Origin of the sequence: Plantactinospora sp. CA-294935, assembly GCF_050936445.1 — a bacterium.
Classification (GTDB): Bacteria; Actinomycetota; Actinomycetes; order Mycobacteriales; family Micromonosporaceae; genus Plantactinospora.
The window spans coordinates 1,007,672-1,030,778 of sequence record NZ_JBNJMU010000001.1 but is presented as its reverse complement, the minus strand read 5'-3'; the positions used below and the strand labels follow the sequence as shown (position 1 = coordinate 1,030,778).

Sequence of the window (23,107 nt, the reverse complement as noted above, 5' to 3'; positions counted from 1 at the left end):
CGCCGCTCCGGTGCCCGGTGTCCCGCCGCTGGCCGGGGCAGCCGGGCCACTAGGGTCGGTGCATGGCGGCAATCGGCTACGAAGACATCGTCCGGGTTCCCAAGGCGCTGCTGCACGACCACCTCGACGGCGGGCTGCGCCCGGCGACGGTGGTCGAACTCGCCGAGGCGGTGGGGCATCCGTTACCCACCACCGACCCGGACGAACTCGGCCGGTGGTTCGTGGAGGCGGCCGACTCGGGGTCGCTGGAGCGCTACCTGGAGACCTTCGCGCACACCGTGGCGGTGATGCAGACGGCCGAGGGGCTGCGCCGGGTGGCCGCCGAGTGCGCCCTCGACCTGGCCGTGGACGGCGTGGTCTACGCCGAGGTCCGGTTCGCCCCGGAGCAGCACCTGGAGCGGGGCCTCGGCCTCGACGACGTGGTGGAGGCGGTGCTGGAGGGCTTCGCCGAGGGCGCGGCCGAGGCGGCGGCGAACGGGTACCCGATCCGGATCGGCACGTTGCTGACCGCGATGCGGCACGCCGCCCGGTCGCAGGAGATCGCCGAACTCGCCGTCCGGCACCGGGACACCGGCGTGGTGGGCTTCGACATCGCCGGTGCGGAGGCGGGCTTTCCGCCCACCCGGCACCTGGACGCCTTCGAATACCTGCAACGGGAGAATTTCCACTTCACCATCCACGCCGGCGAGGCGTTCGGGCTGCCCTCGATCTGGCAGGCGATCCAGTGGTGCGGTGCCGACCGGCTGGGGCACGGGGTGCGGATCGTCGACGACATCACCCCGGGGGACGCCCGGCCGGTGCTCGGCCGGCTGGCCGCGTACGTCCGGGACAAGCGGATCCCGCTGGAACTGTGCCCGTCGTCCAACGTGCAGACCGGTGCCGCCCCGTCGATCGCGGAGCATCCGATCGGGCTGCTGCGGGACCTGCGGTTCCGGGTCACGGTCAACACCGACAACCGGCTGATGAGCGGCACCTCGATGTCCCGGGAGATGGCGCTGCTGGTGGAGGCGTTCGGCTACGGCTACCCCGAGTTGCAGTGGTTCACCATCAACGCGATGAAGAGCGCCTTCATCCCGTTCGACGAGCGGCTCGCCATCATCAACGAGGTGATCAAGCCGGCGTACGCCAAGCTGCTGTCCTGACCGTCGCACCGATCGATACGGCCGGGCCCGGATCGGCCGCCGAGCGGGGGCGTTGTCGCACGATTTCCGGTCTGCTATCTCTTTTGGCCGGGAAAACTGCCGGGCCGGTCAGCACGGCCGTCCGGGCGGCCATTCGGTGGTCCGCACGGACCGCGTAATCCGGCACTTCGACCTTGCCGTGGCGGACCGGTCGGGCAATGGTTCTCTGCGCTGTGCGGGTGCCAGGCTGGCAGTGACACCGGAGTCGAACGCAGCCACCGTACGCGAGGGCGTAGGGTTTCCCGTGCCGGTAACGTTCGATACGTTGCGGTACTGGCCCCGGGTGCGGGCGAGCAGTGACCATCCGGTTGTGGACGGTCGATAGCAGTAGAGCACGGACAGGATGCGTGACTACCCTGGGTGACGCCAGAAAGACAGACTGCTGTCAAATCGCGGGGACATCCCGATGCGCTTCCAGTCGGTGACAACCTGGGCTTTCTTCTTGAGTTGCGGCGTGATGGAATCTCGGAGGTCCGACCCGCCCGGGTCGGTCGATCAGCGGTGCCCTGGGCCCTTGGCCGGGTACTGGATGGGAAGGCGGTGACGTGAGCAAGCGGCCGAAGACAGCAAGCCCGTTCCTGTCGCGTCTCCGCTGGCCGGTCGCCGGCCGGCTGCGCGACATGCCGATCTGGTCGAAGCTGGGTCTGATCATGATCGCGCCGACCATCGCGGTCGTCGTGGTCGGTACGACCAGCATCGTCGACCACATGGAGACGTTGGACGACGCGAACCGGGCGCACACCCTGGCCACGCTCGCCCAGACCTCCGGCGAACTGGTGCACGACCTGCAGGACGAGCGGGCGGGCGCCGTGCTGCTGCTCGGCTCGCGCAACGAGAGCACCCGCAAGGCGGCCCGGGACACCTACAACAAGGTGCACCCCGAGGTCGACAAGGCCAAGGGACCCTACTCGGAACGCCGGGCGCAGCTCGACGAGCTGCCGGGCAACTTCGACACGCTGCTGGCCCAGATCGACCAGGGCCTGGCCGACCTGCCGGGGATCCGCAGCCAGGTCATCAACTCCAAGCTCAAGCTGACCGACGCGGCGCAGTCGTACGAGGGTCTGATCAACGACCTGCTGAACATCCGGGACCTGGCCTCGCAGCTCGCCGGCGACTCCTCGCTGAGCGACCGGATGCGGGCCGCCGCCGCCAACGCGCGCGGCAAGGAGTTCCTGTCGATGCGGCGGGTCGTGGTGCACCGCGCCCTGATCGACGGCCGACTGACCGCCGCGCTCCAAACCGACTACATCGCCACCGAGACCGGTCAGCAGCAGGCGTTGCAGACGTTCAAGGCGATCGCCACCAGCTCCGAGTCCGCCTTCTACGACGAGACGGTCACCGGCGCCGACGTGCGTGAGGTCGACAGCTACGGCGGCTGGATCCGGGGCCGGACGAACGAGAGCATGGCCGACGCTCCGTTCGACGCCGACGACTGGGACTCCGCGATGGTCGGCAACGCCCAGTTGATCCGTTCGGTCGAGGGCCGGCTCGACTCCGACGTGCTCGACGAGGCGAGTGCGCTCCGCGACGACGTGCAGCGGCAGGTCTTCCTGGAGACCGGTCTGCTGCTCAGCATGCTGCTGCTGGCGGTGCTCTTCGCCTATCTGGTCGCCCGCTCGATGGCCCGCTCGCTGCGCGAGCTGCGGCACGGCGCGCTCTCCATCGCCCAGTACGGCCTGCCGCACGCGGTGTCCCGACTGCGTGACCCGCAGATGACCGCGCAGATGTCGCCGGTGCAGGTGGCCAACCAGATCGCCGAGCCACTACCGGTACGCAGCAAGGACGAGTTCGGCCAGGTCACCGAGGCGTTCAACGCCGTCCACCTGGAAGCCGTCCGGACCGCCGCCGAGCAGGCCGCACTGCGGTCCTCGGTCGCGACGATGTTCGTCAACCTCGCCCGCCGTTCGCAGATCCTGGTCGACCGGCTCATCGGTCACCTGGACCGGCTGGAGCGGGGCGAGGAGGACCCGGACCGGCTGGCCGAGCTCTTCCAGCTCGACCACCTGGCCACCCGGATGCGCCGCAACGACGAGAACCTGCTGGTGCTCGCGGGTGCCGACTCGACCCGGGTGCAGCGCGAGCCGGCGGCACTGATCGACGTGCTCCGGGCGGCGCAGTCCGAGGTCGAGCACTACACCCGGATCGAGTTCGGGATGGTCGACCGGGACATCGAGGTCCAGGCCGCAGCCGTCAACGACCTGGTACACCTGGTCGCCGAGCTCTTCGACAACGCCACGGCCTTCTCCCCGCCGGACTCGCAGGTGATGGTGGAGGCCCGTCGGGTGGGTGACCGGGCGACGCTCTTCGTCGAGGACCGGGGCATCGGCATCTCCGCCGAGCAGCTACAGGACCTCAACGAACGGCTCGCCACGCCACCCGCCGTCGACGTGACCGTCTCCCGGATGATGGGCCTGGTCGTGGTCGCCCGGCTGGCCTCCCGGCACGGCGTGAAGGTCGAGCTGCGGGCCGGCCCCGACCGGGGGACCGTCGCCGACGTCACGCTGCCCACCTCGATGCTGATCCCCCGGGCGCTCTCCGGCCGGACGCAGCCGGGGGGCCTCCCGCCCATGCCGGAACCGACCGCCCGGCCGGCCTTCGGCGCCCCGCTCGCCCTGGAGAGCGGTCCGGCCACGCCGCCGGTACCGAGCTTCGGCGGCGATGGTGGTCCGGGCCTCGGCGGCGACCGTGCCCCGAGCTTCGGCGGCGGTCGCGGCCGCGACGGCGCGCCCGTCGACCGGCCGTACGAGCCGGCGATGAACGGCGGCGGGCAGACCAGCGCCCCGAGCCAGCCCAGGGAGATGCCGGCCTGGTCCGACCTGACCGGCGCCCGGGCAGGACGCAACGGAAGTGACCCGTTCACGCCGCGGATCCCCAACGGGCACGACATCGAGCCGCTGCCGCAGCGGCGGGCCACCGAGCAGGACCCGGCCGGCCTCTCGGCGAACGAGACGACGACGATGTCCGGGTTCATCCCCCGGCAGCGTCCGGCCGCGCCGGATCCGCAGCCGAACGGGCTAACCGCGCTGCCGCCCGTCTCCGCGCCGCCGATCCCACCGGTCTCGGCGCCGCCGGCCGCGCAACCGCCGGTCTCCGCGCCGCCGTTCGGTCAGACCTCGTCGCCGGCCGTGCCGCCGGCCGCGCAGCCGCCGGCTCCGGCGGTCAACGCGCCGCCGGCCTGGCCGCCGGTGAACACGCCGGACCGGGAGGCCGCAGCGCCGCCCGTTCCAGAGCGCCTGGCCGCGGCCCTGGACATGACCGCCGAGCTGCCTCGGATGGCTCGGCCGTCGGCGGCGGACGCCGCGGCCAACGTGGAGGCCCGGCCGAAGTTCGCCGACGAGACCATGGAACTGCCGATCTTCCGCGAGTTGGAGTCGGCCTGGTTCCGCACCCGCCGGAAGCCCGAGGAGACCGGTGGACAGCCGCAGGGAGCCGGTGCGGCTTCCCAGGCGCCCGGCCAGGCCGTCGCGGTGGACACCGCCGTCCCCGACGCGGCCCAGGCCGGACCCGTACCGACAGGCAATGCGGCAACGGTGAACAGCCCGAGGCCCGGTGGCCAGCAGCCGGGGAGTGGGCCGATCACCAACGGCACCGGACGGCCGGGTGACGGCGGCTGGCGTACGGCTGCCGACGACGGTTGGCGGGCAGCCATGGCGGCTACGGCAGCCGCCACCACGGGTAGCCAGACCACCCAGACCGGACTGCCCAAGCGGGTGCCGATGGCCCAGTTGGTGCCCGGAGCCGTGGAGAAGCCAACCACCCCGGTGCAGCGTCGTACGCCGGAGGCGGTGCGCGGGCTCTTGTCCGCGTACCACCGTGGGGTGCAGCGTGGCCGCACGCACCCGACGGACGACCAGTCGATTAACCCGGAGGCGACTCCGGCAGGGCAGCAGTCCTCGCAGGCCGAGGTGGGCCCCGCGACCGCAAGCGGCCAGAAGGAGCATGAAGGATGACATCTACGCAGGATCTCGGTTGGCTTTTGGCCAACTTCGCCGATCGTGTGCCCGGCGTCGCCCACGCGATCGCCGTCTCCGCGGACGGCCTGCTCCTGGCGTCGTCACGGGACCTTCCGCGCGACCGGGCGGATCAGCTCGCCGCGATCGCGTCCGGCCTGGTCAGCCTCACCCAGGGGGCGGCGCGCTGCTTCGAGGGTGGGGCGGTGCTGCAGACGGTTGTCGAGATGGACAATGGTTTCCTGTTCCTGATGTCCATCTCGGACGGCTCGTCCTTCGCGGTGCTCGCCGCCCGGAGCTGTGACGTCGGACAGGTGGGATATGAGATGGCACTGCTCGTCGACCGGGTGGGTGACGCGTTGACGCCACCGACCCGGGCCGCCGCGGGGATGCTGAGCTAGGTGGTACCCGGCCGGTGTGGTTCGCTGGCCGGTGCGACGACAATGGAACAATGACGAACTCCAGGCTTTGAGTCTCGGGTACGACGAGAAGGGGGTGAACGGCGATGATGGCCGAACGCGACGAGCCGACGGGCGCGCTGGTGAGGCCATATGCCGTTACCCGTGGTCGTACCAGGCCGAGGCTCGACATTGCCCTGGAGGCGCTCGTCGAGACGACGGTGCGCGGTCGGTCCGCCGGTAACGGCAATGGCGGCCAGGGCCGGGAGCATCAATACATCGCCGCGCTGTGTGATGGTCGGCTGCAGTCGCTCGCGGAGATCGCGGCGCGGATGCAGTTACCGCTCGGAGTGGCTCGGGTCCTGATCGCCGACATGGCCGCCGATGGCCTGGTGGCGGTGCACGAACCGACAATTCTGGACGACTCAAACGACGCGGTGGGCACTGAACTGCTGGAGAGGGTGCTGAGTGGACTTCGCAGGCTCTGACATGTCGCACCGCCCAACGGCCGGGCGCGTGACATCGGCGAAGATCGTCATCGCCGGTGGCTTTGGCGTCGGCAAGACAACACTGGTCGGTTCGGTCTCGGAGATCACGCCGCTGACCACCGAGGCGATCATGACGTCGGCTGGTGTGGGTGTCGATGACACCCGCCAGGTGCCGGGCAAGACGACCACCACGGTCGCGATGGACTTCGGTCGGATCTCGATCGACCGGGATCTCATCCTTTACCTGTTCGGCACCCCGGGCCAGACGCGGTTCTGGTTCATGTGGGACGAACTGGTGCGGGGAGCGATCGGTGCGGTTGTCCTGGTGGACACCCGCCGGCTGGCCGACTGCTTCGCGGCCATCGACTTCTTCGAGCACCGGCGACTGCCGTACCTCGTGGCGATCAACTGCTTCGACGGGATGCAGTACCACGACCCGCAGGACGTGCGGGACGCGCTGGCGATCTCGAACGAGGTGCCGGTGGTCGCGTGTGACGCCCGCAACCGGGAGTCGACCAAGCACGTGCTGATCTCGCTGGTCGAGTACGTGCTCACCATGCGGCGCTCGCGCGCCGTCGCCCCGGCCTGACCGGCGAGCACCTCGCCCGTCGCGGCGGCCCGGTCATCGGCCGGTACGCCCGACGAGGTCACCCGGCCCGTGCCGGGTGGCCGGCTGCCCGCGTGCCGGTGGCGACGGCGCGGAACGCGCCATCCGCCGGGCCGTCCGGCACCGTCCACTGCGGTGGCGGCGTCGTAGCGGCGGATGGCCACCGGTGCCGCACGACGCCCGCCAGTCACGCCGCGAGCCGACCCGGCGGAGTTCCGGTACCCGCACCCGGTGACGGACCTCGGGGGAACGGCCGAGCGACGCGAGGCGGGCCGAGGGCCGGTTCCGGACGAGTTCCCGCACCCGCACCCGGTGACGGACCTCGGGGGAACGGCCGAGCGAGGCGAGGCGGGCCGAGGGCCGGTTCCGGCGGCAGCGCTGCCCGGAGAGCCGGTCGACCGGTATCCGGATCGGATGCTCACCCTCGGGGAGCGGACCGCGCGAGTCCGCTGCCGGCCGCTCGGCTGCCGCCGCCATCGCGGCACGGCGGTGATCGCACCCGGCGGTGATCGCACCCGGCGGAAAGGCCGGCCGCGGGAAGGCGCGCTCGCGTAGACCTGGTTCAGAACGCTGCGGCCCCGTTGGTCAGGAGACCCGGCTCCAGGCGCCGGAGACCACGGTGAAGACGCCGAGCGAGTCCGGCTCCATCCCGCCGTGCCGGATCGGCGCGAACGAGTACGCCCCGGCGATCCCCTCGGTGATCTGGTTCCCCAGGTAGGCGCGCAGCCGACCCCGGTCGACGCTCTTGCCGAGCCGTGCGGCGTTGACGATCAGTCGCAGCGAGTCCGACGCGTATGGTGCGAACCCGCTGAACGAGCCGTGCAGGTGGATGTAGCGGTAGACGAAGTCTCGCCGGTCCAGCCCGGCCGTGCTGGTGTTCGTCAGCGAGGAGCTGCCCAGCGAGCCGGGGTGCACGGCGTACGCGCCCTCGACCGCCGGTGCGTTCGCCTCCGACAGGGTGTCCTCGGCGACCGCCCCGGCGTCGAAGAAGATCCGGCCCTCGTAGTCGGCCTGCCGCAGCACCCGGGCCGCCTTGCCGGAGAACGGCGCGGTGCCCCAGACGACCACCGCCTCGGGATCGGGGTCGGTCACCTTCCGGACCGCCGGGCGGTAGTCGGCGTTCTCGGGCAGGGGCAGCCGGGTCACCTTGACGAGGTCGACGTCCACGGACTTCAGGGCCGCTGTGAGGGCCCGTACGCCCGAATCTCCGTGCGCCCCTGGCGCGGCCAGCAGACCGACCCGTTCGAAGCCCTGCGAGCGAATCAGCCGGGCCAACGCCCGTGCCACGTCGCGGGCGTCCGGGGTGAGTTTGAAGATGTACGTCCGCTGCGCCAGCGGCACGTTGATGTTGTCGGCGGCGGCGAAGGAGATGAACGGCACCTGTTGCTGCTGCGCGATCGGGATGATCGCCAGGGAGGTCTCGGCGAGGCACCCGCCGACCAGCGCGTGCACGTTCTCCCGAGTGGCCAGCTCGGTCGCGTGCTGGGCGGCGAGCCGCGGTTCGCTGGCGTTGTCCCGGATCACCAGCCGGATGTTGCGGCGCAGGTTGCCGACGGGTACGCCCTGCTCGTTGAGCTTGTCGGCCGTGATCTTCAGCGCCCGTTCCTGGAGTACGCCGAGTACCCGGCCGGGGCCGGTCAGTTCGAGGCTGGCGCCGACGAGCAGCTCGGTCGAACCGGGCCCGCGCGGTCCGCCCCGGTCCTCGTCGTCGCGTCCGCAGGCGGCGAGCAGCGTGGTGGCGGCCGCCGCCAGGAGGCCGCGCCGGCTCAGTGTCCACGCCTGCACTGCCGGTCCGGCCATCGTCGCCACCCTCCCTGCGCTGGTCGTAGGTGCCGCCTACGGTCCCGGGGTATGGTCGCGGCCACTCCCAGGCGTCGTCAACTCCGCGCAGTGTGGTGAGAAACACCAGGTGGACATAGGTCTGAAGCTGACTGGCCAGTCAGTCGGCGGGTCCTGACCGGACAGTCCGAACGGCGGTGTCGACCGGCTGGGCAACACGAGCGGAGCCTGTCCGAACAGGCACGGGCAGCCCGGTCGACGCCGAAACCCACACCGGCTGGAAGTCGATGACGACGCCGGTGTGGGTTTTCGGTGGAGTGGTGTATCCGGTCCGTCAGGACCGGTAACTGGCGGAGCGGTACTCGTAGTCGCGGTTGTCGGCCCGCTCGTCCGGATCACGGCTGAAGTCCCAGCCTCCGGCGGCCTCCCGGCCCGGCCGGCCGCCGACGGCGTAGCCGCCGATCTCCTGGCCACGGCGCCAACCCCGGAAGTACCCGGTGGTGTGCTCGGCGATCCGGGCCGCGTCGCGGACGATCCGCAGCGGCCGCTCGTCGCGCAGCGGTGAGCCGGGCACCAGGTTGGCCTGCGGCACCCGCTTCGGCAGGCCGGCGGTGGTCGAGGCGCCGACCGAGGGGCGCGCCGCCTGCTGGGCGGCCTGCCAACCGCTGTCGGCCGTCGACGACCACTCCACTTCGGTCTCCTCGGAGTGACCGGTGAACCAGGCGGACCTGGCCGCCGCGAAGATCAGCAGATCACCGTCACCCTCGTCCGAGACCGGCGGCGTGCTCGGCTCGGCGTTGCGGCGGGGCAGGCCCGAACCCGTCTGGGTCGGCGGCTCTGCCCGGTCCACCAGGCGCAGCGGCGGGTTGTCGGCGGGGAGCCCGTTGTGCAGGTTCCGGTCGTCGGCCAGCGGTGACGGCTCGACGAGGCGCAGCGTGGGCGGCTCCGGGGGCAGGTCGTCCGCCTGCCACGGCGGGGTGACCCGCCCGTCGGAGGGCGCCGGGCTGACCGGCGCGTCGCGCTGACCGGACTGCTCGCCCGAGTATCCCGGATATCCCGACCCGCTCGCCCGGTCGTCCTGCTCCTCGCCGGAGTTGACCAGCGGCCAGTTGGCCCGGGAACCGGGCGGTGCCGGCGGCTCGGGCCGGGTCGCCGGCACCGAGACGGTCAGGCCGGCGGCGGAGATGGTGCCGGGGCGTGCCGGGCCGTCTCCGTTGGTCTTCGGCCGGGGCGTGATCGGCGTCGGCCGCCGCTCGTTGCGGGCGCTGTTGATGGCGGCGGTGGTCAGGGTGGCCCGGAACGGCTCGCCGGCCTCGGCCGGCGGGATCGAGCCACGCTGTGCCGGTGGCATCGGCGTCATCCCGGGCGGCGGGGGCGGCGGCGCGGAGACCGGCCGGTTCGCCATCGTGTCGGCGTGGTAGGCGGGCGGCGCGGAGGAGGGCGCGGCCGAGCGGGGTTCGCGGGGAGGCCCGGAGACCGGGACGACCGGCATGGAGAGCGTGGCGGCCGGCGACAGCGGCGGTGCCGAGGAGGGGGTGACCGGCGGCGGTGCCATCGGCGGCGGCGCGACCGGTGCCGGCGCCACCGGCGGTGGTCCCATCGGCTGAGGGCTGGCCGGCCCGTTGCCGGCCGCCGCCGGCTGATGCCGGGTGCGCCGCCCCGAGCTGGGTACCGGCTCCCGGGCCGGGCCGGGCAGTCCGGTGCCGGCCGGCGCCGGTGTCTCGCCGGCGCTGCGCCGCCCGGCCCGCCGGCTCGGGGCCGGGGCGACCCGGGCGGTCAGGGTGGCGACCAGCGCGTCGCAGCCGGCGTCGCAGGCGCGTACGGCCGCCACGGCCTGTCGTACGGTCTCCGCAGCGGCGGAGGTGAGGGCCTTGTTGGCGGCGCCCCGTCGAGGGGTCTCCGCGATGGCGACCCGGAGTGCGGTGACCGCCTCGGTGATGACGTCGGCCTCGGCGACGCCGTCCGCGGCGAGATGCGCGGCGATGGCGTCGGTGGCGACCGAGGTGTCCCGGCCGCGTGCACTGGTGCCGCCGATCATGCCCGGCTCGGGCAGTGCGTCCAACACGGCCAGCGAGACCGGCTCGGCCGGATCCGGGTACGCCCGCAGCGCGGCCGGGTACAGCTCGCGCAGCACCTCGCGCAGGGCCACGGCGGCGGCGTGCCGGCCGTTGGCGAGCGCGGCGTGCGCGGCGAGTACCGGCTTGAAGCTGGCGAGTTCGCGCGGCGGCGGCAGGGTGGCAGCGGAGAGCGCGCCGGCCTGCAACGCCCGGGCGAGCCCGACGGCGCGTCGCTCGGCCGGGGCGGACTCCCGCTCCTCGGCCGACTCGTCGTCGGCGAACCGTTCGGCGAAGTCGTCGACGGAGTCGTCGTCGGCGATGACCAGTGGACGCCCGGCCGCGCTCAGCAGCGAGGTGACCATGTGGTCGTCGCTGTCCGCCGCGACGGCCGCCCCGCTCGGCCCGCTGCTCCGTTCCACGAGCACCGCGCCGAGCTGGGCGTAGCCAGCCGGGTCATCGGTGATCTCGCAGACATGGAGCAGTCTGCCTGCGTCATCGACCACCGCGGAGGTCAGCGTCGCGCCGGCCGAAGCCGGCCGGCCCGTCGCATCCGCAGAGGCCAGACCGCAGTACACCCGCACGAGCGCCACGGCGTCGTCCTCCTCCCGAGACACAAGTGGTGTGCCAAAGACTGATGCTCCCTGGTAAGGGGTCAGTCGCGCCAGTCCACGGCGGCAGAGATCTTGCCGATAATCGTGCGCCACCCGAGACTTGCGGTTTGTGCCCCGATTTTCTTGAGTCGCCGCCGACCCCGGAATCCACCGAGACCGCCGGCCACGGTCGCCCGGAGCGCCTCGTCGAGGTCGTCCAGGCTGGAGCCGGCGGACAGCATATCGAGTACGGCGGGGAGCCGAAGCGCGTAGGCCAGGTCGCGGGCCACCTCACCAGCCTCGATGAGCAGTGTCGAGTCCCAGACGTCGTGCCCGCCACGGAGGTTCTCCACCACGAGGTCGAGCTCGTAGGAGTCCTCGTCGAGCGGGGCGACGTCGGCCGGCGTGATCCGCTCGACGAGCTGGTCCCAGGTGTCCAGATCGGCCAGGTCGTGCGGCGCGCCGGACTTGACGAATGTGACAAGTGCCTCAGGACTCTTGAACAGCAGCAACTTGCCCCGGTGGGTGAGGAAAGCCGGCACCTCCTCGCCCTCGTCCTCCTCCTCGGCCGCCTCGGCGTCGGAGTCGGCGGCCTTGGCCTTGCCGTCCCGCTCCGCCTCCTCCTCGTCGGCCTCGGCGAACTGGTCGGCGAGTTCCTCGTCGAGGATCACGACCGTCTCGTCGTCCTCGTCCTCCTCGACCTCGGCCTGCCGCGACCGGTTGGCGAAGAGGTCGTCCTGCTCCCGGTCCTCGATGTCGGTCGGGGTCAGCTCGCTCGCCGGGCGGTAGGTCCGCAGGGTGAAGCCGGCGCCCGAGGGGAGGGCGATCTCGACCGGGTCGATCCGGACCTCTTCCCACAGCGACCGGTCCGGCGTGCCGGACGCCGCCGGGGCGTCGTCGGTGCCGGCGGTGTCGTCGCTGGTTTCCGAGGAGCCGTCGATCTGCCCGGGGTCGACAGCCCCGTCGCTTCCGGCGGGCTCGTTGCCGGGCTCGTCGGTTTCGGGCCGGTGGGACGACTGGCGGGCCACGCTGACCTCCGTGTGCGCTCGATATGGGCACCCGACCCGGCGAGGGTGCCGGCGGATCGGTGACTCTGCGCACACACCCTAGTAGGCCGGCGGCGGGCATGGATGCCGGCACCCCGTTGGACTTCGTCGCATATATTAGTAGGCTTGCTACTTATGAACGCCCAGGCGCTGCACGGCCATCTCGATGCGCTGCTGCTCGCGGTGCTTGAGCGGGGCGCGCTGCACGGGTACGCCATCATCGAGGCGCTCCGGGCCCGCAGCGGCGGCGTGCTCGATCTGCCCACCGGGACCATTTACCCGGCACTGCGCCGGTTGGAACGGGCCGGATACGTCAGCAGCACCTGGAGCACCGTCAACGGCCGCGAACGCCGGACCTACGAGCTGACCGGTGCCGGGCAGCGCGCGCTGGCGGGCGAGCGGACCAGTTGGCAGGAGTTCAGCTCGACGGTGGGGCAGTTTCTCGGCGGAGCGCCCACGCCCGGCGCACCCGCCTGAGCAGTTGGCGCGGATCGCCGCGGTATCGACCCCGGTTCAGGCGCCGATCGCCAGGTAGTCGCGTTCCGCGCCGGTCTGGCGCAGCCACTGGTCCCGATACCAGCCGGGGCGGCCGACCAGCTCGGCGTGGCTGCCCCGGTCGGTGACCCGCCCCTGGTCGAGGACGACGACCTCGTCGTAGCGGTCCAAACCGGATAGTCGGTGCGTGACGAGTACCACCGTGCGGTCCGGGCCGGCGTGGGCGGTCGCCGAGGCGAGCACCGCGTCGGCGGCGGCGGGGTCGAGACCCTCGGTCGGCTCGTCCAGCACCAGGATCCCGGCCGGGGCCGCGAGCAGGGCCCGGGCCAGCAGCAGCCGTTGACGTTGCCCGCCGGAGAGTTGACCGCCGTCCTCGCCGACCACCGTGTCCCAGCCGGCGGGCTGCTGCCGTACCCAGTCGAGCAGGCCGGCGGCCTCGGCCGCGCCGGCCAGGTCGCCGTCGGTCGCTCCGGTCCGGCCGAGCAGGAGGTTCTCCCGGACCGTGGCGTGGAAGACGTGTGCCTCGGCGAGCAGTCCGCCGACGATCCGGGGCAGCCGGTCGACGGGCAGGTCGGGCAGGTCGACGCCGTTGCACACGACCCGACCCCGGTCCGGCCGGACCATCCCGGTCAGTACGGCGAGCAGGCTGCTCTTGCCGGCACCGCTCGGACCGACGACGGCGATCCGGCTCCCCGCCGCCAGGTCGAGGCTGACCCCGTCGAGTGCGGGCGGTCCCGGCCGGCGGTATCGGAGGCTCACCTCCTCGACCCGGCAGTGCCACCGTCGGGCGACCTCCTCCGCACCGGAGACGCCCCGAAGTTCGACGCCCGGCGAGGACGTCGGCCCGCCGGCCGACCCTTCCGGTTCGCCCTGCCCAGCGGCCAGCAGGTCGGCCACCCGGGTCAGGCCGGTGCGCAGCCGGGCCCAGTGCCGGGCCGCGCCGACCAGCGCCAGGGCCGTCTCGACGGCGGCGAGCGTGCCGACCGCGAGGACCCCGACGAGTACGCCGCCGACGCCCGCCCGCAGCGCCACGGTCAGCACGGTGGCGCTGGTCGCACCGGCGAGCAGTACCCCGAGACCGTCCACGGCCCAGCCCACCGCCGCTGTCCGGCGTTCCAGCCCGGCGAGTTCGCGGGCCCGGGCGTCCGTCCGGTCCAGCGCCGCCCGGGTGGCGCCGAAGGCGGCCAGGTCGGCGGCGCCGGCGGTCAGGTCCACCGCGTCCCCGGCGAGCGCGCCGCGCAACGGCGCCACCCGGGCGGCGGTACGCCGGGTGAGCACCGCAGCCAGCGCCGGAAGCACGACTCCGGCCAGCAGCAGTCCGCCGGCCAGGGCCAGCCCGGCGAGCGGGTCGACGGCGGACGCGCCGGCCACGGCGAGCAGGCCCACGATCGTGGCGGCGGCCCCGGGGACCAGCACCCGGAGCAGCAGGTCCTGCACCGCCTCGACGTCCGAGACGAGCCGGCTGAGCAGGTCACCGGAGCGCTGCGGAGCGGCGGTGCGCCGGGCCGCCAGCGCGGCGAAGAGCCGGGCCCGTACCTCGGTGACGACGCGCAGCGCGGCGTCGTGCCCGGCCAGCCGCTCGGTGTAGCGCAGCACACCCCGGCCGATCGCCAGGGCCCGGACCGCGACGATCGCCACGGTGAGGGTGTCCAGCGGCGGCCGGCCGGCGGCGCTGACCAGCAACCAGGTCGCGGTCGCCAGCAGGGCGAGCCCGGCGAGTTCGGTGCCGGCGGCGAGCAGGCCGGCGCCGAGCAGCCGACCGAGGTACGGGCGGGCCAGTCGCCAGGCGGCACGTTCGGGTCGCAGCCTCACGCCACCACCTCCCGGGGCAGCAGCGCCGCGACCGGCTCCTGCTCGGTCACCCGCCCGTCCTCGACCCGGAGCACCCGGTCCGCCCCGGCCAGCAGTGTCGGGCGGTGCGCCACGAGCAGCGCCGTACGCCCGGCGACCAGGTGCCGGGTGGCCGCGAGTACGGCCGCCTCCGAACCGGCGTCGAGCCGGGCGGTGGGCTCGTCGAGCAGCACGATCGGGGCGTCCCGGAGGAAGGCCCGGGCCAGCGCGACCCGCTGCCGCTGCCCGCTGGACAGCCCGTGGCCGCGCTCGCCGAGCCGGGTGTCGAGGCCGTCCGGGAGGTCGGCGACCAGCTCGGCCAGGCCGGCGGCCCGGACCGCGTCCCGGACCGCCGTGTCGGGTGTCTCCGGCGCGCCGAGCCGGATGTTGTCGGCGAGGGAGCTGCCGAACAGGTGGGCCCGCTGCGGTACCCAGGCGAGCTGCCGGCGCCACCGCGCCAGGTCCAGCGCCGCGAGGTCGGTACCGTCGACGGTGATCCGCCCGCTGCTCGGGCTGACGAATCCGAGCAGCAGGTGCAGCAGGGTGCTCTTGCCGGCGCCGCTCGGGCCGACGACGGCGATCCGCTCACCGGGCCGGATGGTGAGGGTGACGTCGCGCAGCGCGGTGGTGCGCTGGTATTCGACCGTCACGGCCTCGAACCTGATCTCGCCGTGCCGACCCGGTCGGTGGTGGCGTTCGCGGTCCGGGTCGTCCGGACCGCCGGTCAGCCGGGCAGCGGCCGGCTTCCCGGAGGCAGGGGCGGGCGGCGGGCTGGCGGTGTGGGCGGGCGGCTGGCCGGCGGTCCGGGCGGGCGGCTGCCCGGCGGTCCGGGCGGGCGGCTCGGGGTCGAGCAGGGTCAACGCCTCGTCCAGTGCGGTCAGCCCCTCCTGGCTGGCGTGGAACTGACTGCCGGCCGCGCGCAGCGGCAGGAACGCCTCGGGGGCGAGCAGCAGCACCAGCAGCGCCGTCTGCAGGGCGAGCCCGCCGCCGAGCAGGCGGAGGCCGATCGGCACCGCGACCAGTGCGACCGAGAGGGTGGCGACCAGTTCGAGTACGAGCGCGGAGAGGAAGGCGATCCGCAACGTCTTCATGGTCGCCCGGCGGTGCCGGTCCGCCATCGCGCGTACCACGGTCACCTGGGCGGGGGCCCGGCCGAACAGGTGCAGGGTGGGCAGCCCGCGCAGCATGTCCAGGAAGTGCCCGCCGAGCAGTGCCAACCGGCGCCACTGGCGTTCGGTGGCGGCCTGGGCCTGCCAGCCGAGCAGTGCTCCGAAGATCGGGACCAGTGGCAGCGTCACCGCGATGACCAGGGCGGAACTCCAGTCGGCGAAGACCAGCCGGGCCAGTACGGCCAGCGGCACCGTGATGCTCAGCACGAGCTGCGGCAGATAGCCGGTGAAGTACGCGTCGAGCGCGTCCAGCCCGCGCCCGGCCAGGGTGGCGAGCTGACCCGTACGCTGTCCGGACAGCCAGCCGGGGCCGCGTCGGCCGACGGCGTCGAGCAGGTCGGCGCGGAGCGCGGCCTTGACCGTGGCGGCGGCCCGGGCCGCCACCGTGCCCTGCGCCCAGAGCAGGGCCGCCCGGCCGGCCACACTGGCCAGGAAGCCGGCCAGCGCGGCCCGGTCGAGGTGGCCACCGGCCGCCTCGGCCAGCACCGTGGCGAGCGTGGTGGCCTGGGCGATCACCAGTCCGGCGGCGGCGACGCCGAGCGCGCCGAGCAGTCCGAGCTGGCGCCGCGCGCCGGGTACCCGGCGCAGCAGGCGGGGGTCGAACGGGCGGCGACTCACCGGTGCCCCGGGCTGCCGGCGACCGGCCGGCGCTGGCCGTCGTGCGCGTGGGCCGGCGGCGGCGTGCGGGGCGGTGCCGGGGGCGCCGCCCCGTCCGGCCGGCGTGGCCGGCGACCATCGAAGACCCATGTCCCACGCATCTTTTCGGGCAGCTTCCGTGACAGGGCCAGTTTACTACGGGGTGTAGTAGATGCCCGGCGGCTCAGTGCAGGAACAGCGACACCGGCAGGGTGACCAGGGCCGTCGCCAGTGCCAGCGCGGTCGCGCCCGGCAGCCGGCCCGGTCGGCGGGCGGCCAGCAGACGCTGCACCCGGGCGTCGATCTCGCCGTCCGCGACGCCGAGCGCACCGGCCGGGGTGACCCGGGCACCGGCGCTGGCGAACCGCAGCAGCGCGGCGGCGAGCGGACCGTCGGCGTGCAGGCGTCGGGCCTTGTCGTCGGCCCGCATCTCCACCAGCAGGGCGACGGCATCGTGTGCCGCGCGGACCCAGCGGACGCCGGGTAGGGCCCGGCAGAGCGCGGTGAAGGGGAGCAGCACCAGGTCGTGGCGCTCGTCGGCGTGCGCCCGCTCGTGGCTGAGTACCGCCGCGAGCTGCGCCCGGTCGAGCAGGCTCAGGGTGCCGGCGCTGACCACCACCTGCGGGCGTACCCCGGGCAGGCAGTAGGCCGCCGCACTGGGGTGGTCGAGTACCAGCGCGCCGGGGGCGGCCGGGTCGTCCCGGGCGACCAGGGTCAGCAGGTCACGGTGCCGGCGCTGGGCGCGCAGCGCGCCGAGCAGGCTCCGCGCCGTCGAGCCGAGCAGCACCACGCCCACGCCGACGCCGACGCCGACCAGGCCGAGGTGGGTGACCCCCAGGCCGGGCGGCAGGTCGCCGCCGCCGAAGAGGTCACCGGCGAGCGACCGCAGCGCGGAGCCGGTGCCCTGGCCGTACGGGGCGAGCCCGAGCGAGATCGGCAGACCGATCGCGGAGAGCCCGAGGGCCAGTCCGACGAACTGCCAGCAGACGATCGCGACCCGGGGACTGTGCCACGCCCACCCGGAGCCCAGCCGGCCGGACCGGGCCAGCACCTGGGCGGCGAGATAACAGGCCAGGACGGCGAGCGCGAAGTGCGCGGCGTAGAGCATCGACTCAGCCCTGCCGTTCGGTGGCGGCAGACCGGTCGGTCGCCGCCGCGGTGTCGTCGGGCTCTCCGGCGAGCGCCGCACGCAGCACCTCGGCCTCGGTCCCGGTCACCGACCGGGCGAACCGGACCAGCGCGGCGTCCCGGCTGCCGGCCAGGTCGAGAGCGTCCAGCATCAGCCGGGCGATGTGCGCCTCCCGGCTGGCGGCCGGCCGGTAGCGCCAGGCCCGTCCCTCCCGCTCGCGCTCGACCATGCCCTTGCCGGCCAGCCGGTCGAGCACCGTCATCACCGTGGTGTACGCCAGCTCACGGTCGCGCAGCGCCTCGGCCACCTCGCGGACGGTCGCCCCGGCACCGGTGCCCCGGTCCCAGAGCACGTCCATCACCGCACGTTCGAGATCACCGAGTCGCGTCACGCGGCAATTCTACTACTCAGTGTCGTACAGTTGCCGGCCGGCCAACCCCGGTGGAGCGACCGTCGCGGTCCCGCCGGGCCGGGCGGAGCGACGGTCGCGGCCCGTCGAACCGGGCGGGGGCGCCGGGCGCCGCAGCCCCGTCGAACCGGACGAGGCGCCAGCCGAGGGCCCTTCCCCGCACATCCGGCCGCCACCTGCCCGTCACGTGGCGTCGATAGACCTTCCGGCATGACCGACAGAACGATGCCACCCGCCGCCGCCGTCGACCGCCGCCGCTTCCTGACCGGCGTGGCGGGGGTCGCCGGAGCCGCCGCCCTGGCACAGCTTCCGGTGGACCGGGCCGCCGCCACACCCCGACCGGCCGGCGGCGACTACCCCTTCACGCTCGGCGTCGCCAGCGGCGACCCGACGGCCACCGGAGTCGTGCTCTGGACCCGGCTGGCGCCGAAGCCGTTCGAGCCCGGCGGCGGGCTGCCCGACCGGCCGGTACCGGTGCACTGGCAGGTGGCCCGCGACGAGCGGTTCCGGCACGTGGTCCGGGACGGCACCGCGTGGGCGTCGCCACAGTTGGCGCACTCGGTGCACGTCGAGGTCGACGGGCTCAAGCCGGACGGCGAGTGGTTCTACCGGTTCCGGTACCGGCACGACGTGTCGGCGACCGGCCGGACCCGTACCGCACCCTCGGCGTCCGCGGCCGGCGGGACGCTGGCGTACGCCTTCGCCTCCTGCCAGTCCTGGGACAGCGGCTACTACCCGTCGTACCGGCACATGGCCGGCGAGGATCTCGACCTGGTGCTGCACCTCGGCGACTACGTCTACGAGGGTGGCATCCCGGCCGACGGCGGCTACCGGCGCACGTCGACTCCGGACGTACTGCGGGCGGCGCCGCGCGACGTGACGCGGTGGCGGATGCAGTACGCCCTCTACAAGAGCGACCCGGACCTCCAGGCCGCGCACGCCCGCTTCCCGTGGATGGTCACCTGGGACGACCACGAGGTGCAGAACGACTACGCCAACAGCACGTCGCAGTACGAGGGGGAGATCGGCGCGCTGCGTGCCGCCGCCTACCAGGCCTGGTACGAGCACCAGCCGGTACGGGTACCCGCCCGCCCCGGGCCCGGCGGACCCCGGATCTACCGCCGGCTGCGCTGGGGTCGACTGGCCCAGCTCGACCTGGTCGACGGGCGGCAGTACCGCTCGGTGCCGCCGTGCGGTTGGGGCGAGGCCGACGCCTGCGCCGAGGCGTACGACCCGGCGGTGACGATGCTCGGTGCCGAGCAGGAGCGGTGGCTCTACGCCGGCCTGGCCGCCTCGGCCGCGCGGTGGAACATCCTGGGCAGCAACGTGATGCTGGCCCGGCTGGACCACGACGGCCCGGCCGGGGAGCGGCTCTGGCACGACGCCTGGGACGGCTTCCCGGCCGCCCGGAACCGGCTCACCGAGGCATGGGTACGGCACCAGGTCAGCAACCCGGTGGTGGTCACCGGCGACTGGCACTCCACCTTCGTCAACGACATCCTGCGGGACTTCGACGACCCGTCCTCGCCGGTCGTCGCCTCGGAGATCGTCGGCACCTCCATCTCCACCAACGGTGACGGCGACGTCTACGGGCCGTACTACGGACCGATGATCAAGTACAACCCGCACATCCGGTTCTTCGACGGGGACCGGCGCGGTTACGTGCGCTGCCGGGTCACCCGCGCGGAACTCCGGGCCGACCTGCGGATGGTCAGCACGGTCAGCCGGCCGGACGCGCCGGAGTCGACGTACGCCTCGTTCGTCGTGCCGGACGGCCGGCCGGGCGCCCGGCCGGTGTAGCCGGGCCCAGCTCCCGACCAACACCGCCGGGTCCGCGCGGCGCACCCCGCCGGGCGGACCCGGCACGTCGGGGAGGCCGGCGACGACGCCACCGCCGGGCGGCCGGACGCCGCCGGGACGCCCCCGGGGTACCTCCGCCGGCTCAGATGCCCTTCGGGTGCCAGACCGTCTTGGTCTCCAGGAAGGCGGTCATCCGGCCGATGCCGGGATCGGCGGCCCAGTCGACCGGTCCTTCGGCCGGCCGGAGCACCCGCTTGAGGTTGCCGGCGGCGGCCCGCTCCAGCTCGGTGGCGAGCGTCGGGTCGGCGACCCCGGTCAGGTCGAGCGCGTTCACGTCCATGTGCCCGGCCAGCCAGGGCGCGGTCTCGGCCGGCCGGCCGGTGAGCAGGTTGACCACCCCACCGGGCAGGTCGGAGGTGGCCAGCACCTCGGAGAGGGTGATCGCGGGCAGCGGGCTCGCCTCGGCCACCAGCACCACCACCGTGTTGCCGGTGACGATCGCCGGTGCCACCACGCTGACCAGCCCGAGCAGCGCCGGCTCGGCGGGGGCGAGCACCCCGACCACCCCGGTCGGCTCCGGCGCGGAGAGGTTGAAGTACGGCCCGGCGACCGGGTTGGCGCCGCCGTACACCTGGGTCAGCTTGTCGGCCCAGCCGGCGTACCAGACCCAGCGGTCGATCGCCTCGTCCACCTCGGCGGCCGGCACACCGAGACCGACGAACTGGTCCCGCCGGCCCTCCAGCATCTCGGCCACCCGGTAGAGGATCTGCCCCCGGTTGTACGCGGTCGCCCCCGACCAGCCCTTGACCGCCGCCCGCGCCGCCAGTACGGCGTCCCGGACGTCCTTGCGGGAGGCGAGTGCCACGTTGGAGTTCTGCACCGGATACGACCGCCCCGACTCGCTGCGCGGGAACTTCCCGCCGATGAAGAGCTTGTACGTCTTGCGTACCGCCACCCGGTCAGACATCGAGGTACGCCTCCAGCCCCTGCCGGCCGCCCTCCCGGCCGTAGCCCGACTCCTTGTAGCCGCCGAACGGCGAGGTGGGGTCGAACTTGTTGAACGTGTTGGCCCAGACCACCCCGGCGCGCAGCCGGTCGGCCATCCAGAGGATCCGGGAGCCCTTGTCGGTCCAGATCCCGGCCGACAGGCCATATGGCGTGTTGTTCGCCTTCTCCACCGCCTCGGCCGGGGTACGGAAGGTCAGCACCGAGAGCACCGGTCCGAAGATCTCCTCCCGGGCGATCCGGTGCGCCTGGCTGACCCCGGTGAAGATGGTCGGGGCGAACCAGAAGCCCCGGTCCGGCAGCTCGCACGGCGGGGACCAGCGCTCGGCCCCCTCGGACGACCCGATCTCGGACAGCGTCCGGATCCGGTCGAGCTGTGCCGCCGAGTTGATCGCGCCGATGTCGGTGTTCTTGTCCAGCGGGTCACCGACCCGCAGCCGGGCCATCCGGCGCTTGAGCGAGGCGAGCACCTCGTCGTACACCGATTCCTGGACCAGCAGCCGGGAGCCGGCGCAGCAGACGTGGCCCTGGTTGAAGAAGATGCCGTTGACGATGCCCTCGACGGCCTGGTCGACCGGGGCGTCGTCGAAGACGATGTTCGCCGCCTTGCCACCCAGCTCCAGGGTGAGCTTCCTGCGGGTGCCGGCCACCGAGCGGGCGATCTGCCGGCCGACCTCGGTGGAGCCGGTGAAGGCGACCTTGTCGATCCCGTCGTGCTCGACCAGCGCCCGGCCGGTCTCGCCGGCCCCGGTGACGATGTTGACCACCCCGGGCGGCAGGTCGGCCTGCTGGCAGATCTCCGCGAAGAGCAGCGCGCTCAGCGGGGTGGTCTCGGCCGGCTTGAGCACCACGGTGTTGCCGGCGGCCAGCGCCGGGGCGATCTTCCAGGCCAGCATCAGCAGCGGGAAGTTCCACGGGATGACCTGACCGGCCACGCCCAGCGGGCGCGGGTCGGGGCCGAAGCCGGCGTGGCCGAGCTTGTCGGCCCAGCCGGCGTAGTAGAAGAAGTGCGCGGCGACCAGCGGAATGTCGACGTCCCGGGACTCCCGGATCGGCTTGCCGTTGTCCAGCGACTCCAGCACGGCCAGCTCGCGGGCCCGCTCCTGGACGATCCGGGCGATCCGGAACAGGTACTTGGCCCGGTCCCGGCCCGGCATCGGCCCCCAGACCTCGTCGTACGCCCGGCGGGCCGCCCGGACCGCCCGGTCCACGTCGCCGGGGCCGGCCTCGGCGACCTCGGCCAGCACCTCCTCCGAGGCCGGGTTGATCGACTTGAGCTGGCCGCCGTCGCCCGGCTCGACGAACTCGCCGCCGATGAACAGCCCGTACGACGGCTTGAGGTCCACTACAGCGCGCGACTCCGGCGCCGGGGCGTATTCGAACATGGGTCAGTCCAGGGTGAAGTAGTCGGGGCCGGAGTAGACGCCGGTGCTCAGTTTGGTGCGCTGCATCAGCAGGTCGTTGAGCAGGCTGGAGGCGCCGAACCGGAACCAGTCCGGGTGCAGCCAGTCCGGGCCGGCGGTCTCGTTCACCAGCACCAGGTATTTGATCGCGTCCTTGGTGGTCCGGATCCCGCCCGCCGGCTTGACCCCGACCTGCCGGCCGGTGACGTCCCGGAAGTCGCGGACCGCTTCCAGCATCACCAGGGTGACCGGCAGGGTCGCGGCCACCGGCACCTTGCCGGTCGAGGTCTTGATGAAGTCGGCGCCGGCCAGCATCGCCAGCCAGGAGGCCCGCCGGACGTTGTCGTAGGTGGCCAGCTCGCCGGTCTCCAGGATGACCTTGAGGTGGGCGTCTCCGCAGGCCGCCTTCACCGCGACGATCTCGTCGTAGACCTCCTGGTAGCGGCCGGAGAGGAAGGCGCCCCGGTTGATCACCATGTCGATCTCGTCCGCCCCGCCGGCCACCGCCGAGCGGGTGTCCGCGAGCCGGACCTCCAGCGGTGCCTGCCCGGACGGGAACGCCGTGGCCACGCTGGCCAGGTGCACCCGGCCCGGTGCGCCGGGCAGCCCCGTGGCACTGCCGGCCGGGCCTGCGCCGTCGCCGGCCGGGCTCGCGCCGTCCCGGGGGCCCCGGCCGTCGGACGGCTCGCCGAGCAGCCCCAGCCGGGGAACGCTTCCGCCTGCGCCGCTCCCGTCGCCTGGCCGGCCCGGACCGGAATCGGCGCCCCAGAGCGCGGCGGCGGCCACCGGGACCATCGTCGGATAGACGCAGACGGCGGCGACCGACGGGCAGGACGGGTCGGCCGGGTCCGGGCGGAGCGCCTTCGCGGCCAGCGCACGCACCTTGCCGGGCGTGTCGGCGCCCTCCAACGTGGTCAGGTCGACCATCCGGATCGCCAGATCGATCGCCCACGCCTTGGCGGTGGTCTTGATCGAGCGGGTGCCGAGCATCGCCGTGCGCTGCTCCGCGCCCACCTGGTCCACGCCGGGCAGGCCGTGCAGGAAGGTCCGCAGGGTCGCCTCGGAGCGCCCCACCTCACGCAGGTCGGATCGCGCCGACGCCGTTGTCGCCGTCATGCGGGCAAGTCTACGCACC

Annotated in this window: 17 protein-coding genes; 7 read left to right on the top strand and 10 right to left on the bottom strand. The window is 73.5% G+C overall.

Features of this window, described 5'->3' with window-relative positions; all coding sequences use genetic code 11:
* Nucleotides 1-62: 62 nt before the first annotated feature.
* The 5 genes from ACQEVC_RS04545 to ACQEVC_RS04525 all read left to right on the top strand — a co-directional run bounded on the left by ACQEVC_RS04545 (nucleotide 63) and on the right by ACQEVC_RS04525 (nucleotide 6,606).
* On the top strand, nucleotides 63-1,142 hold the full coding sequence (locus tag ACQEVC_RS04545; RefSeq protein ID WP_432873630.1) for an adenosine deaminase: 1,080 nt from the start codon (nucleotides 63-65) through the stop codon (nucleotides 1,140-1,142).
* Between the two features lie 584 nt (nucleotides 1,143-1,726).
* Entirely contained in the window at nucleotides 1,727-5,131 is a 3,405-nt protein-coding gene (locus ACQEVC_RS04540; protein ID WP_432873628.1) for a nitrate- and nitrite sensing domain-containing protein, read from the top strand.
* The gene (locus ACQEVC_RS04535; RefSeq protein WP_130465005.1) at nucleotides 5,128-5,532 is read left to right on the top strand and encodes a roadblock/LC7 domain-containing protein; all 405 of its coding nucleotides are present in this window, start codon (nucleotides 5,128-5,130) and stop codon (nucleotides 5,530-5,532) included. The genes ACQEVC_RS04540 and ACQEVC_RS04535 overlap by 4 nt, the downstream gene beginning before the upstream one ends.
* A gap of 107 nt (nucleotides 5,533-5,639) precedes the next feature.
* Nucleotides 5,640-6,017, top strand: coding sequence for a DUF742 domain-containing protein (locus ACQEVC_RS04530; protein ID WP_101371820.1), 378 nt, complete (start codon nucleotides 5,640-5,642; stop codon nucleotides 6,015-6,017).
* Nucleotide 6,018: 1 nt separating this feature from the next.
* Nucleotides 6,019-6,606: a GTP-binding protein gene (locus ACQEVC_RS04525; protein ID WP_101369592.1), complete on the top strand. Its 588-nt coding sequence runs from the start codon at nucleotides 6,019-6,021 to the stop codon at nucleotides 6,604-6,606.
* A gap of 603 nt (nucleotides 6,607-7,209) precedes the next feature.
* Here the strand turns inward: ACQEVC_RS04525 and ACQEVC_RS04520 are convergent.
* The 3 genes from ACQEVC_RS04520 to ACQEVC_RS04510 all read right to left on the bottom strand — a co-directional run bounded on the left by ACQEVC_RS04520 (nucleotide 7,210) and on the right by ACQEVC_RS04510 (nucleotide 12,078).
* Nucleotides 7,210-8,424, bottom strand: coding sequence for an ABC transporter substrate-binding protein (locus ACQEVC_RS04520; protein WP_432873626.1), 1,215 nt, complete (start codon nucleotides 8,422-8,424; stop codon nucleotides 7,210-7,212).
* A 313-nt stretch (nucleotides 8,425-8,737) separates the two neighbouring features.
* The gene (locus ACQEVC_RS04515; protein WP_432873625.1) at nucleotides 8,738-11,074 is read right to left on the bottom strand and encodes a transposase; all 2,337 of its coding nucleotides are present in this window, start codon (nucleotides 11,072-11,074) and stop codon (nucleotides 8,738-8,740) included.
* Nucleotides 11,075-11,112: 38 nt separating this feature from the next.
* Nucleotides 11,113-12,078 (bottom strand): DNA primase, encoded by a 966-nt coding sequence (locus ACQEVC_RS04510; protein WP_432873624.1) that lies wholly within the window; start codon nucleotides 12,076-12,078, stop codon nucleotides 11,113-11,115.
* A gap of 153 nt (nucleotides 12,079-12,231) precedes the next feature.
* On the opposite strand from ACQEVC_RS04510, the gene ACQEVC_RS04505 reads away from it, so the two are divergent.
* Nucleotides 12,232-12,573 (top strand): PadR family transcriptional regulator, encoded by a 342-nt coding sequence (locus ACQEVC_RS04505; RefSeq protein WP_346260324.1) that lies wholly within the window; start codon nucleotides 12,232-12,234, stop codon nucleotides 12,571-12,573.
* 36 nt (nucleotides 12,574-12,609) lie between these two features.
* Here the strand turns inward: ACQEVC_RS04505 and cydC are convergent, their stop codons facing one another.
* The 4 genes from cydC to ACQEVC_RS04485 all read right to left on the bottom strand — a co-directional run bounded on the left by cydC (nucleotide 12,610) and on the right by ACQEVC_RS04485 (nucleotide 17,746).
* On the bottom strand, nucleotides 12,610-14,403 hold the full coding sequence (cydC, locus tag ACQEVC_RS04500; RefSeq protein ID WP_432873623.1) for a thiol reductant ABC exporter subunit CydC: 1,794 nt from the start codon (nucleotides 14,401-14,403) through the stop codon (nucleotides 12,610-12,612).
* The gene (gene cydD / locus ACQEVC_RS04495; protein WP_432873621.1) at nucleotides 14,400-16,208 is read right to left on the bottom strand and encodes a thiol reductant ABC exporter subunit CydD; all 1,809 of its coding nucleotides are present in this window, start codon (nucleotides 16,206-16,208) and stop codon (nucleotides 14,400-14,402) included. Before cydD ends, cydC begins: the two co-directional genes overlap by 4 nt.
* A 202-nt stretch (nucleotides 16,209-16,410) precedes the next feature.
* Complete coding sequence (locus ACQEVC_RS04490; RefSeq protein ID WP_432873620.1) at nucleotides 16,411-17,334, bottom strand: M56 family metallopeptidase; 924 nt, start codon at nucleotides 17,332-17,334, stop codon at nucleotides 16,411-16,413.
* Nucleotides 17,335-17,338: 4 nt separating this feature from the next.
* Nucleotides 17,339-17,746, bottom strand: a complete 408-nt coding sequence (locus ACQEVC_RS04485) for a BlaI/MecI/CopY family transcriptional regulator (RefSeq protein ID WP_432873618.1) — start codon at nucleotides 17,744-17,746, stop codon at nucleotides 17,339-17,341.
* A 228-nt stretch (nucleotides 17,747-17,974) separates the two neighbouring features.
* On the opposite strand from ACQEVC_RS04485, the gene ACQEVC_RS04480 reads away from it, so the two are divergent.
* Nucleotides 17,975-19,564 carry an alkaline phosphatase D family protein gene (locus ACQEVC_RS04480; protein WP_432873616.1) on the top strand — a complete coding sequence of 530 codons (1,590 nt, stop codon included), beginning with the start codon at nucleotides 17,975-17,977 and terminating at the stop codon, nucleotides 19,562-19,564.
* A gap of 142 nt (nucleotides 19,565-19,706) precedes the next feature.
* Here the strand turns inward: ACQEVC_RS04480 and ACQEVC_RS04475 are convergent, their stop codons facing one another.
* From ACQEVC_RS04475 to deoC, 3 genes are read right to left on the bottom strand one after another with little or no spacing between them, the layout of a single operon-like run.
* A complete protein-coding gene (locus ACQEVC_RS04475; RefSeq protein ID WP_432873614.1) occupies nucleotides 19,707-20,531 on the bottom strand; it encodes an aldehyde dehydrogenase family protein in 825 nt (274 codons plus the stop codon).
* Nucleotides 20,524-21,954, bottom strand: coding sequence for an aldehyde dehydrogenase family protein (locus ACQEVC_RS04470; RefSeq protein ID WP_432873612.1), 1,431 nt, complete (start codon nucleotides 21,952-21,954; stop codon nucleotides 20,524-20,526). Before ACQEVC_RS04470 ends, ACQEVC_RS04475 begins: the two co-directional genes overlap by 8 nt.
* A gap of 3 nt (nucleotides 21,955-21,957) precedes the next feature.
* Complete coding sequence (deoC, locus tag ACQEVC_RS04465; protein ID WP_432873610.1) at nucleotides 21,958-23,088, bottom strand: deoxyribose-phosphate aldolase; 1,131 nt, start codon at nucleotides 23,086-23,088, stop codon at nucleotides 21,958-21,960.
* Nucleotides 23,089-23,107 lie beyond the last annotated feature (19 nt).

Excerpts from the sequence above, each read along its gene's own strand:
- ACQEVC_RS04545 (WP_432873630.1), top strand. The coding sequence starts at position 63 with ATGGCGGCAATCGGCTACGAAGACATCGTCCGGGTTCCCAAGGCGCTG.
- ACQEVC_RS04535 (WP_130465005.1), top strand. The coding sequence starts at position 5,128 with ATGACATCTACGCAGGATCTCGGTTGGCTTTTGGCCAACTTCGCCGAT.
- ACQEVC_RS04530 (WP_101371820.1), top strand. The coding sequence starts at position 5,640 with ATGGCCGAACGCGACGAGCCGACGGGCGCGCTGGTGAGGCCATATGCC.
- ACQEVC_RS04525 (WP_101369592.1), top strand. The coding sequence starts at position 6,019 with ATGTCGCACCGCCCAACGGCCGGGCGCGTGACATCGGCGAAGATCGTC.
- ACQEVC_RS04520 (WP_432873626.1), bottom strand. The coding sequence starts at position 8,424 with ATGGCCGGACCGGCAGTGCAGGCGTGGACACTGAGCCGGCGCGGCCTC.
- ACQEVC_RS04505 (WP_346260324.1), top strand. The coding sequence starts at position 12,232 with ATGAACGCCCAGGCGCTGCACGGCCATCTCGATGCGCTGCTGCTCGCG.
- ACQEVC_RS04490 (WP_432873620.1), bottom strand. The coding sequence starts at position 17,334 with ATGCTCTACGCCGCGCACTTCGCGCTCGCCGTCCTGGCCTGTTATCTC.
- ACQEVC_RS04480 (WP_432873616.1), top strand. The coding sequence starts at position 17,975 with ATGACCGACAGAACGATGCCACCCGCCGCCGCCGTCGACCGCCGCCGC.
- ACQEVC_RS04475 (WP_432873614.1), bottom strand. The coding sequence starts at position 20,531 with ATGTCTGACCGGGTGGCGGTACGCAAGACGTACAAGCTCTTCATCGGC.
- ACQEVC_RS04470 (WP_432873612.1), bottom strand. The coding sequence starts at position 21,954 with ATGTTCGAATACGCCCCGGCGCCGGAGTCGCGCGCTGTAGTGGACCTC.
- deoC (WP_432873610.1), bottom strand. The coding sequence starts at position 23,088 with ATGACGGCGACAACGGCGTCGGCGCGATCCGACCTGCGTGAGGTGGGG.